Annotated in this window: 11 protein-coding genes; 4 read left to right on the forward strand and 7 right to left on the reverse strand. The window is 41.8% G+C overall.

From position 1 onward, the window contains the following. Positions 1 to 15: 15 nt before the first annotated feature. Together OCK74_RS20860 and OCK74_RS20865 are read right to left on the reverse strand one after the other, a co-directional pair. On the reverse strand, positions 16 to 1,815 hold the full coding sequence (locus OCK74_RS20860) for a DUF2357 domain-containing protein (protein WP_279299027.1): 1,800 nt from the start codon (positions 1,813 to 1,815) through the stop codon (positions 16 to 18). 36 nt (positions 1,816 to 1,851) lie between these two features. Beyond that, the gene (locus tag OCK74_RS20865; RefSeq protein WP_279299028.1) at positions 1,852 to 3,786 is read right to left on the reverse strand and encodes an McrB family protein; all 1,935 of its coding nucleotides are present in this window, start codon (positions 3,784 to 3,786) and stop codon (positions 1,852 to 1,854) included. Positions 3,787 to 4,158: 372 nt separating this feature from the next. On the opposite strand from OCK74_RS20865, the gene OCK74_RS20870 reads away from it, so the two are divergent. The 4 genes from OCK74_RS20870 to OCK74_RS20885 all read left to right on the forward strand — a co-directional run bounded on the left by OCK74_RS20870 (position 4,159) and on the right by OCK74_RS20885 (position 9,110). Continuing rightward, on the forward strand, positions 4,159 to 5,328 hold the full coding sequence (locus OCK74_RS20870; protein WP_279299029.1) for a helix-turn-helix domain-containing protein: 1,170 nt from the start codon (positions 4,159 to 4,161) through the stop codon (positions 5,326 to 5,328). Between the two features lie 121 nt (positions 5,329 to 5,449). Further along, complete coding sequence (locus OCK74_RS20875; RefSeq protein WP_279299030.1) at positions 5,450 to 7,861, forward strand: TonB-dependent receptor domain-containing protein; 2,412 nt, start codon at positions 5,450 to 5,452, stop codon at positions 7,859 to 7,861. Positions 7,862 to 8,091: 230 nt separating this feature from the next. Further along, the gene (locus tag OCK74_RS20880) at positions 8,092 to 8,547 is read left to right on the forward strand and encodes an excisionase family DNA-binding protein (protein WP_279299031.1); all 456 of its coding nucleotides are present in this window, start codon (positions 8,092 to 8,094) and stop codon (positions 8,545 to 8,547) included. Next, positions 8,547 to 9,110, forward strand: a complete 564-nt coding sequence (locus OCK74_RS20885; protein WP_279299032.1) for a PIN domain-containing protein — start codon at positions 8,547 to 8,549, stop codon at positions 9,108 to 9,110. Before OCK74_RS20880 ends, OCK74_RS20885 begins: the two co-directional genes overlap by 1 nt. Positions 9,111 to 9,179: 69 nt before the next feature. Here OCK74_RS20885 and OCK74_RS20890 read toward each other — a convergent pair whose 3' ends face one another. The 5 genes from OCK74_RS20890 to OCK74_RS20910 form a co-directional block, all read right to left on the reverse strand. After that, complete coding sequence (locus tag OCK74_RS20890; protein ID WP_279299033.1) at positions 9,180 to 9,356, reverse strand: hypothetical protein; 177 nt, start codon at positions 9,354 to 9,356, stop codon at positions 9,180 to 9,182. A gap of 276 nt (positions 9,357 to 9,632) precedes the next feature. Continuing rightward, entirely contained in the window at positions 9,633 to 9,998 is a 366-nt protein-coding gene (locus OCK74_RS20895; protein ID WP_279299034.1) for an ApeI family dehydratase, read from the reverse strand. A 10-nt stretch (positions 9,999 to 10,008) separates the two neighbouring features. Beyond that, positions 10,009 to 10,965 (reverse strand): beta-ketoacyl synthase chain length factor, encoded by a 957-nt coding sequence (locus OCK74_RS20900; RefSeq protein ID WP_279299035.1) that lies wholly within the window; start codon positions 10,963 to 10,965, stop codon positions 10,009 to 10,011. Beyond that, complete coding sequence (locus tag OCK74_RS20905; RefSeq protein WP_279299036.1) at positions 10,966 to 12,135, reverse strand: beta-ketoacyl-[acyl-carrier-protein] synthase family protein; 1,170 nt, start codon at positions 12,133 to 12,135, stop codon at positions 10,966 to 10,968. Next, entirely contained in the window at positions 12,132 to 12,395 is a 264-nt protein-coding gene (locus OCK74_RS20910; protein ID WP_279299037.1) for a phosphopantetheine-binding protein, read from the reverse strand. The genes OCK74_RS20905 and OCK74_RS20910 overlap by 4 nt, the downstream gene beginning before the upstream one ends. Positions 12,396 to 12,399: the final 4 nt, after the last annotated feature.

The raw sequence follows: 12,399 nt of genomic DNA on the forward strand, positions 1-12,399 counted from the left end.
TTCATGATAAGTAGATCAGAAAGCAAAACTATTTACATCCCATCCGGTCAACAATATGCACTTGCTCGTTGATTTACGCACCTCATAGGTTTTCTGTGCCATTTTCTCCCTTTGAGAAGCTCTATTCAAGAAATGATTTACAACTTCGCTTAGAAAACGTTTCAAGTGTGCTATACCTGCATCTGCTTTGTTTGGCCGTATAGCAAAAGCCCCGAGCCCTGGAAGCAATTCATGAAATCCAACGATCTGCTTTGACTCAGATCCAGGATATAATATGTAAGCACCTGCAGTTCTTCTTATTGCATCTCTGTATGTATGCATTTTCAGCAGGTCAGCACGCTTGAAGGTTCCTTTTGTTTGATCTAACTTTTCTTCATCTAAATAGTCATCTGTGCCAAAGATGCTCTTTAGGTCCTCTATACGATATTTTGCATCAAAATGAATATGCGTCATCAACTCTTGCTCCTCAGCCTCTTTAGCACCTATTCCAAATGGCCAAATACTCAGTGTATAATCAGGTCTCAAATTCTTCGACCAACTTCCACCCTTGGGATACTCCTTCTCCCCTACGAACGTTCTGTTATAGCTAAACTCAATATTGAGTACTCTTGTTTCAGCTTTATAGACTCCTTTGACTGGTAAGTATTGCCCTTGCTTCAATTTTAACCCTAATCCATCTTTTGTTTTTTCTATTAATTCTCCAACAGATAAACTATCTAATTGAAACAGCTCTTTGATGACTTCAAGCAGCTTAAAGAATAACCAATACTCATAGAGCACTGCCACGTCTTTTTTGTTGCCCGCATACACATCTTCACCACCAAGCCAAACCAGTTTGGCAGCCAGGTCAAACATTAGCCAAGCCCTCAGTATTTCGCGATAACCTTCTTTGCGTTGTAAAACAGGGCTATTAAGAGGAAGAAGATTGGGATAGGAAATATCCTTGAAAATAGAATGGCTTAAATATTCTTCCAATTTTAATTCTAATAGAGAGGCCTCAGTGGCTAAGCGTTGGCTCGTAGCCTTCGTTCGGATCTCTGTGCAGACAAATAGGAATGAAATCAACACATATCGGACAAACTGATTTTCGGGCGTATTAATTGATTCTTTTTTATAGGAGGTCTTGATTCTTGATGGTATAGTGGGTAAACTAGTGTGTAGGTGGTGGCTTTCAGGTAATGGAATCCTATTACCTGCAGCTACAAATTGTCGCAAATCCTTACTATCGATTCTTTTGAGTGCTCTTACGTCTCTTTCTATTTCTGTTTCAGCCCATTTTGTAATAGGGGATTGCATAAATTTATGAACAGCGTCATTGAATTCAGATGAATCGAGAACGGATTTGAGAAATGCGAAACGCTGATAAAGTGTCTTGGAATCTACTTCAAAGTCAGCAGTGAAGTATTGAGTAACAGGTGAGTTTGGCTGCAAGAGCAGGTCGGTACACCGCTCTGTAATATCTTCAAGCATTGTCCGATAATCACTGCGGTACGCGGACTTAACAGATCGCACCTCTAATTTAACCTCAGAAACTTTCTGGCGGCTCTTCTCCTCAAGTACATTTAAGGAGAGCGTACCTACATATATGCAAGGATTGATCCGCCCTTGATTATTCCGTTTTTTTGATTGGGTGAGGATCCCGTTTATCTCTTCAAATACATAACCTTCTTCTATTGCATACTCGTATGTATGTCCTTCTAAAATTTGATAAGGCGACTCACCATTTTCTTTGGCCTCGGCCTCACTAATTTCGAAAATATCATTGCTAGAAGTTTCAGAAAAAACTTCTAGCTGAAGTGATTTTTTCTCACCCAAAGGCAGATTGATTGTTAGCTTGTTCAATTTAGAAGTTTAAGCTTCTGCATAACTTGTGAAACCATTGTTTACTAACCCTCTTTGCATACGCGCAATCTTTTCCAGGGAAAGAGGGTAACGACAAATTGAAGCATCTAGCGAAGACTCCTGTAGTTCTTCTAGTTTTACAGCGTCTATATTTTCTTTATCCCTTAAGCAAATTGATGCTAAGGCCTTTAACACATCTTCCAGCTTTCTTCTTGAACCATGAACTTTTGGCAACAGCTTTTGCATTACAGCGGCATCAATAACTTTCTCATCTGACCAACTGGGTTCAAGTTTATTAACAACAGCAGCGAATCGCTTAATTTCAGAGGCCGTGCGGTAACCAAATTCAGCACCTAGTTCTCTTAATTCGTCAAAGAATGATAATAGACTAGAATTGATGTTATTTGGATCACTCTGCATTAAGTTTTTATCAGATGCTTTTTCAAGGAATGATTCTGCCATGGCGGCGCCTTTCCCAGCAATTAGGTTAAGATCTATCCTTCCACCGGCATCTAAAAAGGTTTCAAGCTCATTCCTAGTTACTCTAAACTCAATAACATTTGCCCTATCTAGCACCTTCGGACTAAACATGTAGGTAGTTTCGTCGATATTTACGGTTCCAACTATGAATAGATTTGTCGGCAGTTTGATACTAGATGGCACGTGATCTTTCCATTCGGCAGTTTGAGTATGTAAGGGTATGGATCCTGTTGACTCCATTACACTAAGGAAATCTGCAAAGTATCTTTCAACATGACTCAGATTCATTTCATCCAAGATGAGGAAGTAGGGTTTGTGCTGATTCTCTGGTTTATTTGCTTCAATCAATAGGCTTAGTGCCCCATTTTCTGGTAGAACATATTTGCCAGTTTCTAACGCATTAGGAAAACCTAATAAAGGTTCTCTATTGGTCCAATCAGCTCCCACCGGAACTATGCAGATTTGATTGTCATCTAGTGACATCCATTTTGCAAAAGCTTGAGCCAACTTTGTTTTTCCTGATCCTGATAGGCCGGTCAAGATTACAAATGGTTTTGTGAGTAAAGAACAAATGAATCTTGTAATTATATCTGGGTTTAGTAAGAGGCCTGCTGCTTTAACATCAGTAGCAAAGGCATCAATCTGAAATGGGGCGTCTACTTGAATTGTTTGTAGATCAACATCGTTGGAAGAAGGGAACGGTAGATATGGAATATAGGACTGGTTTTCGCTATAATAGATCTTGTTTATCAAATCGAATAATAGCTTTGGGCATTCGGTGATATAAGCTCCTTGACGCAATGTGAGTTCTGAATTGTAAAATACGTTGTGCTTAGATTTAATATCTAAAAGCAGCTTTTTGTTTTCTTCGGTTAAAATCTTGGATTTGGGAAGCGGTACTAGATCGACATATTCTTTTAGGTCAACCAAGTAAGCATCACCTTCCCAATTGGAATTAGCGACACCTTTACCTTCTATATATTTATCCTTTACTTTTGAAACGCCTGTAAATCCATAATTATCTGTTAGATGTAAAATAATATCTCCTTCAGATACCTCGCGCATAAATCCATATATGTTAGCTCCGCGTTTATCTTTTGTTGGGCTCCACATTCGTTTTCCAAGCGCATATTCTCCTTCTATTCTATCTGGTCTATCTTCTACAATTGTTTTTTCAACCCACACTTTGGGAGTTAGGCCCTCCGTGGCATTCTTTTTTTCGACAATAAAACCATGTTCATTTAAAAGTTTGAACGCGGACTTTGTAGAATTATTAAAGTCTTTCAATGTAAGTTCTGTACCGCCCAGAATTTTACTAGCTTCAGATAGAACTAGTATGGGTGGATATGTTTTATTCTTGAATTTTAAATCATATTCAAAAGAATCCCTTCCTTTTCTTAATTCCGGTTGGCTATCAATTTTCTCAATGGCTTGTAGGATACTTTCCTCATTAAATTGTACCATAAGCAGTTAGTTATACACTTGATGCAATTTGATGTAAAATATTGAAAATACAATATTGTAAATATCTAGGCCGGAAAGTTCTTTAAGATACTTCGCTTTAAAAGTACTGGCATTGATGGCAAAAAGGATAATCATCTGCTCTCGGCTTTCTGACATGTTGATTATAAAATCTCTATCTGGAATTAAATTGGAGTCCTCTGATGAATTCTCTGATGCTTTATGCATTATATCTTGTTCTCTGAGCTCAGGCAGCATTGTGATGCTTTGTGCAAGTTTGGAGATAGTCATCGGATTATGGAGAAGATTGCCAGGAGTTTAGCTCGTATCATTGCATGAAAGACGATATCTTAGTTATGTATTAAATGATAGAAGATGAGATCAGAAGTGAATATTCACCTGCTGGATTTTTTTGTATTGATTGCCATCTTCCAGGCAGCTTATATCTCATTTTTCATCATCCGCAATGGAAGAAAACACAGCTACGCCAATGTGTACCAGGGTTTGTTCCTGCTTTCATTTGCACTACTGGCATTCGAAGAATTTCTCAACAATACCGGGTACATTACCAGGATCCTGGCCTTAACCTCGTTCAGCCAGCCATTCAATTACTTCCTGGGTCCTTTTTTCTATTTGTATATAGCGGCCAGTCTTTACCCCGATCAAAAGCGACGTACCTGGATCCATTTCATATTGCCGGTTTTCTGGTGTTGTTATGTCTGGTTTTACCTGGCGCAACCCAATGAGGTGAAATACAATGCCTATATCAGTTTAAAACACCCGGACTGGGAGCCCGCTCAAGTGGTTTCAACTTTTTCGCAGGATCCTTTAGGCATCAGGCAATATGCGAACGAACTGACTATCCTGTCTTTACTGGCGTATGATGTGGCAGCCCTGGTCGTAATTCTGAAAAAACTGAAATCAGTCAACCAGGCCTTCTTCAACATCACCCAGCCACAGATCGCTATGATCCGTAACAGCTTTGTCCATTGTATAGTGGTTGCGTTGCTGTATAGTGCTTTGAAAATACTATGGGGCATGACCAGCGATGTAGGCATGATCGTAGTGCCCTACTTTTGTATTTATATATTTATCATCAGTTACAGGATTACGAGCTCGGCTACCTATTTCAATCAGCCCTTTTCCGTGTTGGATTTTCCCGTATCCAAATATCAAAAATCTTCGTTGGGCGAGGATCAAAAGGACGAGATATTGAGCAAGATCCGGCACGAAATGGAAGTGAACCGCTACTTTGCAGACAACCTTTCGTCACTGGGCGGACTGGCCAAAAAGATCCATCAATCTACCCACCATGTATCGCAGGTGATCAACGAGCGGTTGCATAAAACCTACTTTGAACTCGTGTCCTCCTACCGGGTTGAGTATGCCAAACAACTGCTGAAAGAAGATGCCGGTTCGAAACTGACCATAGAAGAACTGGTGGAAAAAGTAGGGTACAACTCCAAATCTTCCTTCAATACGGCCTTTAAAAAGCAAACCAGCCTTACACCCACTGAATATCGTAAATCACTGAAAGTCAATTAGATTTTTTTCATAAACCCGCTACAATCGTACGAGCCTATAGGTTCGAACGGCTTCCCGATGATTGCATTCGTACCCTTCCGGGAGGATGCTGCAGATTGCACCCGTTTCCAAAACGGATGTTATGAAATCAATATACCTGTTGGCTTGCCTGTTGTCCTTTACAGCTACTGCCCAAAGCGGATGCATTACAGGGTTTGTGCTGGATACGAACCAACAGGCTTTACCCAACGCTTCTGTGGTGCTGCAAAAACCGGTCAACGCATCTTCTGTTGCAGGAACGGCTACAGACAGCACCGGGCGCTTTATGCTGAACGTTCCGGCGGGCGGCTATCATTTGATGGTAACGATGTCAGGGTTTCAGCATCAACTGTTCCCGGTGGAAGTATTCGTTGGTAAGACTGTCCGGGTAGGTCCGGTAATGCTCCGGGGAGCGATCCGGGAACTAAAAGAAGCGGTGATCACGGCTACCCGGAGACCAATAGAGTTTGAAGCCGGCAAAACCATTGTTACGCCCGGCGCGTCCATCCTCACAGCACAGGGCAATCTTTTTGAAGCCCTCAAAAATATTCCCGGACTCGTGGTGAATGAAGACGGAACCCTGATCCTGAATGGGCAGAAAGGAGTAAATGTGCAGGTGAATGGCAAAGAAACCTATCTCTCAGGCATGGCCTTGGTGAGCCTGTTGAAAGCAACTTTGGCAACCTCCGTCGACAAGATTGAACTTTTGACCAGTCCTTCGGCAGCATACGATGCCTCCGGAAGTGCCGGCATGATCAATATCCGCCTTAAAAGATCTGCTGCACAGGGCTTTACTCTTTCATCGCACCTGAATTATCAGCAGGGGAGGAATGGGAGGGCGGATATGGGCGTACGCACCACTTTCAGAAATAAGCTAACGGGGATCAGCCTGGATTATTCCTTCTTTGATGGGGATAAGGCTAAAAAAGGTACGCTCCACCGGGAGTACCACCCGGCCAATGACACCTTCAGGAAGACTGCCAGTCAAAAAGTGGCTTTAACCAACCAGGACCAAACCCACAACTTCAAACTTACGGCTGATTGGGATGTGACAAAATATGTTATGGTAGACGTTTATGCTGCCACTGTTTTCTTTCAGAGAAGCGTACCGGGCAGTTCTTATACCAGTTTTTCTTCCGGCAGCACTATTGAAGATTCAGTGCTCAATACCAATACTCAAAGCAGGTTTCAGCAAAAGACCTTCAATGGCGGTATGTGCACCGTGTATAAAGACGAAAAAAAGAATGAGCTCAATTTTTCAGTTGACCACCTTTCCTTCCGGCACCAGGATCATTTACAGATGCATAGTTGGATGCAGCGGACAAACGCCAGTCTGCCTCTGCGAAACGATACGCTCTTTGGAACGTTCGATGACAAAGTGCGGATGTGGTCAGCTCAAGCTAATTTTTCAAAACCCCTTCCGTCTCACCTGCAATTTCAATCCGGCCTTAAACTCGTAAGGGTTCATATCGATAACCAGGCCCTATACCGTCAGCCTTTCTCCGGTGCGATTGCCACCACCAACAACAGCATATACGCCTATAACGAGCATAACAACGCCGCTTACCTGCAGTTGAGTGGCAAATTCAGCCGATGGAGTTTCGTGGCGGGTTTGAGAGCCGAAAACAATCAGATCAGCGGAACTGCCTTCGACCTGAAGGGGAGTGGCCATGATTCTACTTACTGCATGGATGATACAAAACTGTTTCCTAACCTGGCGCTGCTCTATCAGCTAACTGAGACCCAGGATATATCCGTTACGTATAACCGGAGGATCACCCGGCCCAACTACCGTGACCTGAGTCCATCAGGATATACGGTAGATGAATACATACTCGTTAGTGGCAATACCGGACTGCAGGCAGAGCTGACCCACAAGATAGAAATGGCATATATCCTGAAGAAGTTATACCGTGTTACTGTTTTTTATACATGCACGGATGATGCTATTGCACAGGGGTTCCGTGAAAGGGAAAATGGTGGCCTGCTGGTTATTCCTGAAAATATGGTAAGCCGGAAAACCCTGGGGTTAAAGGGCGATGCCGGGAACCTGCTTGATGCAAAATGGTGGAAAATCAGCGGCAGCGGTTCGTTATTCTATACGGAAAACAAATGGACAGAATCATCCCGGCCCAGGAAAAATAGTACCCTTACACCTACGCTCAGTATCAATAACAGTTTTCCTTTGGCAAAAGGGTGGAGCGCCCAGGTGACGGGATATTACAATGGTAAAATGGGGCTGGGGCAAATGGAGGTTCCCGCTCTTTGGTCTGTATCAGCCGGTGTTCGTAAAAAAATGTTGAAAGAGCAGTTGAATCTTCACCTATACGTGAACGATATCTTTGCCTCTGTCCGCGAAAGAGCTGCTTTCGGAAGTGGAGCCATTGATGGCTTCAGTAATATTCGGTACGATGAAACCTCCGTTGGACTTTCCATCCACTATCATTTTAAAAAAGGCAAACAAAAAGAAATGGCGGACAGAAGTATAGAGGAAAGTAAAAGAATTAATTTTTAGTTTTATAACCGGAAATTTCTGCTGTTACCATTCGCTCACTACACTCTATTGAACAGGGTAGCGGGAATCCTTCCTTCTCCCGTCACAAACGAGGTTCTCTAACCAACCGCGCTATGGAAGAGCATCATCAAACCTTTAGCGGTAGTTCTGGTTTGTTTTGGCACATTTTTTAGTCTTATTATTTGTTTCGTTTATTTCGTTTAGCTACTTTTAGATTGAAAATGTGGTTTATGGATGCTGTACTAGAAAGAACTACCAGAAAAGATCAAAAGATTGCTCAATCTTCTATTTCGAAGATTGAAAAAACATCGAGAAAAGTAATTAGAAAAGACAGTAGTTCTGTAAAAATCAAAATTCAAGAAAATGGGGAATTTTTGGAAATTCCTAAAAAAGCTCTTTATCTGCTTTTCGACATATTGAAAAATATGGCAGAAGGGAGGTCCATTACATTACTTCCTTCAGATTCTCAAGTGAGCACTCAACAGGCAGCAGATCTGTTGAATGTATCCAGGCCTCATTTAGTAAAGCTTCTTGAAAAAGGTGAAATTCCTTTTAAGAAAGTGGGTGCTCATAGAAGAGTTGAGTTAAAAGATGTTATTGCATATGAAGAGAGAATGAAGAAAAATAGAAAGGAGCAATTAGATTTTTTAAGTAGACAGGCACAAAAACTTAATTTAGGATATTAATGATTCATTCTGGGAGATTTACAGCACTATTAGATGCAAATGTACTTTACCCAGCTCCTTTGAGAGATTACTTATTACACCTGGCAAGCTTAGATTTGTTTAAGCCAAAGTGGACAAGTGAGATCCATGATGAATGGATTAGAAATCTCCTCGCAAAAAGAACCGATCTGAAAAGGGCATCTTTGGAAAAGGCTAAAGAAGCAATGGATGCTGCATTTCCTGATGCGAATATTGTAAACTATGAAGATCTGATCAGTGGTGTTGTATTGCGTGATGAAGGAGATAAGCATGTGCTCGCAGCTGCGATCAGGGGAAATGTGGATGTTATCGTAACCTTTAATCTAAAAGATTTTCCTTCTAAATATCTGAACAAATATGACGTAGATGCTCAGCATCCCGATGAATTTGTCTCCAACCTGATCAACCTTGACAAAGTCAAATGTCAAAAAGCATTGAGCAACCAGGTGAAAAGTTTAAAGAACCCTCCTAAGACACAGGTTGAGGTTTTGGAAGCATTGAAAAACTGTGGTTTGGAAAATAGTGTTGTACAATTAATAGATTAGGAAAGTTGGATTATATCTTTTGATGAAACAAAAAAGGCCGGCATTTGCTGACCTCTTGAAGAAACTTGACTAATCATCTTCATCCTTAAACCTGGGATCTATTTTCAGACCGAGGGCTTTTAAGCCCTTTCCGTGTGCGCCGAAGTACTGTTTGGGAAAAGGTTTGTCACCATGGATGGTAGACCATACATACTCACTAAATAACAAGGCATCCCTATCAATCAGATCGGGCCTGGAGAAATCCATTCTCTGTGTCAGGGGCGCTAACCTGGCAGTGGTTTTTAAGTTATCTTTTGAAAGGTCAACAACAGCAATCTCGTTTGCGATGGCAAGGGCTACAAAAGCAATATTATTGTTGCATAATCCGATTCCTAAGGGATGTAGATCACGCCACTATACAGCGGTGGGTATATAAGTTTACTCCACTTATCGAATCGGCATTTAAAAAAAGAAAGAAGTTAGTAGGTAAAAGCTGGAGATTTCAACAGACGCGACAGAGCCGTGAGGTGACTGCTTCGAACATTATTTGTGATAAACTGCACTGAGCTTGAAGAAAATACCGGAATCATTTTTGCCTATTGCTTTGACATTTAAAAGATCATCTTTACCAGCATATTCAATTGAAACAGTTAGTTGTTTCACTTCAGCAGGATTCAGGACTTTTAAAAACTTACAATCGGGCATCTCAATCAAATTCAATTTTCTTTTGAGTTGATTTTCCAGCAGTTCTTGTACTATTTGGACCTGGATAACACCTGGTGTTACGGGATGTCCCGGGAAATGACCCTTATAAATAATATGACCGGGGTGTAATTTTATTGTTGCGGTCAAGCTGGATTCATTACCAGAATTTTCCATTATTTCAAACAGGTCATTGATCAGGGTCACCTTGCAGGGTTTAATTTTTGAGGAGCATTAATCCCAGGTTTCCGGGAATTAAATTGTTGCAGACAAGAATGTTTTTTACCTTATCTCCAAAAATAGAATGGCCTTTGTTGGATAGTATATCAACAGCATAATGCATTGCAAAGGAGGAGTTGGTATAATAAGTACCCGTGATTTCCTGGTAATCGAACATTTGCCATGGTTGGAATATTGATTTCAAATCGTTCTTATTCTCCTGATCGCTGACGGCAAAAAGCACAAGGTCTATTTCTTCTGCCAGTGTATTATTTGTATCCAGGAAATTCTTAATTGTTCCGGTTGTGTTATCAATCAGCCCAAAACTTGCTACATCGACAAGCCGGGCAGATGTGATGCTATCCTGGTTTTTTGACAAGATGAAAAAAGAGGCGCCACAAGTAAGATGGATCTCTTCATTCTTTAGCCTTGCCCGCATATTATAAATCGTGTCTTCCTCCTCGTCGGCACCGCCCACCAGTACATTCTGAGCGCCATTCTCAATGGTTAAAATTCCATCGATCAGGCTTTGCTCAAAGGACAAGCTGTTTTGCGTGTGCGTCATATTGTAGCCATGATTTTTTAGTGACAGGGCTATTTGCCCGGCTATTGTGTTGTGGGTTGATACGATGAAAGAAGTAGGGGATAAGGGTCCGTTAGTTGCAGCCAGTATTTTATCGAGAAAGTTTTTGGTGTTGATACTGCAGCCCATGCTAGTGCCTACAATAATTGCATCAGGTTGCTGAATGCCGGCCTGTTGCAAACAATCGAGGGAACATGCAATGGCCATTTTTTGTACATGGCTCATTCTTCTTCTTTCCATGGCAGGGATAAAATCGCCATAGTCGGGTGTGATCAATCCAGATGATGGATCCAGTTTCCTGAGGTTCGATGAGAACCCGGCATTCCTGAACGTGGGTTGATGCGATATGGTTGATGCTGCGTTTATATACATTTACCAGGCTTTACCAAATATTAAGCAAGTACAGTTTCCTCCGAAGCCAAACGAATTGGAAAGAACATAGTCAATTTTTGCTGAACGGAAACTGGTTTCAGGTGTCATGTTGGTTTCTTTCATTGGCGTTGAAAAATTCAAATTAGGCAGTGGTGCCTGCGACAGTATGGATTGAACACAATAGACGGCTTCGATGGCGCCTGCGGCAGCTAACGTATGCCCGGTAAATCCTTTGGTAGAGCTGAAGGAAGGCATGGCATCACCAAACACATTTCTTAGGGCCATTGATTCTGACAGGTCATTATTAGAGGTGCCGGTGCCGTGTGCATTGACATAATTTATGTTGCCTGCAGTTATGCCGGCTTTTGCCAAAGCATTGATCATTGCCAGATAGGCTCCTTTTCCATCAGGGGAGCTGGCCGTTTGATGGAAAGCATCAGTAGCATTATTCCAGCCCGACAGCATGCAAAGTGGTTTGTTGCCTGTAACGGAAATGCTATGTTCATTTTCGAGCACCAGGTAAGCGGCTCCTTCGCCAAGGTTTAGCCCCGATCTTTTATCATCAAAAGGCTTGCATATTTCGTTGTCGAAAATATTCAATGAACTAAAACCCTTTACATCGAAAGTTGCCAGTGGTTCAGACGCTCCAACAACTACCCTGTCCAATTTATTTCCTTCCAACAGGCGGGCTCCCTGCATAATGGCATTTGCGCCCGATGAGCAAGCGGTGGATATGGTGCCAATGTAACCGGAAATCCCTAATTCAGCCGCTACTCTTTCCGTTGTGCGGCCGTTGTCGTGCGTCATTAGTGAGTAGGTGCGGGCTGTTTTGCTGGTTTGTGATTCAAAGTAGTATTTCTCTGTTCGATCCAGTCCTCCAACAGACGTTGCAGATATCAACCCTGTTCGTACCGACTTGTTTATTTTATTGTTGCTCCAGGCTTCCTTTGCTGCCAATATTGCCAGCAGCGTAGTGCGGGAGTAATCTTCATTGGGCAGATCCAATTTTTCTATCAGTTGCTCATTGCTCAACCTGACTTCTCCAAGCATCAGGTTGAAGTTAGCAGATCTGCTGAGTCCCGTGGTAAGAGATTGGAGTGAACGAAGATTTTGTTCAGCATCCTGGCCAATAGCACTTACCACACCAATACCTGTTACAAATATTTTCACTTGTTTTTTTCTTTTTGTTCAAGGATAAATTCGCTCATAGCGTTGATGGAAGCGAGCACTTTTTTGCCGGTTTCCTCATCGGTAATTTTTACCCCGTAGTATTTTTCCATCAGTACTACAAGTTCCAAGGCATCAATTGAATCCAATCCTAGTCCATCTCCAAACAGGGGCGCATCATCCTCTATATCTTCCGGTTGGATGTCTTCCAGGTTCAGTTCTTCGATAATCTGTTTTTTAAGTTCATATTTCAGATCACTCATAATC

It is taken from the genome of Paraflavisolibacter caeni (assembly GCF_025628885.1).
Lineage (GTDB): Bacteria > Bacteroidota > Bacteroidia > Chitinophagales > Chitinophagaceae > Flavisolibacter > Flavisolibacter caeni.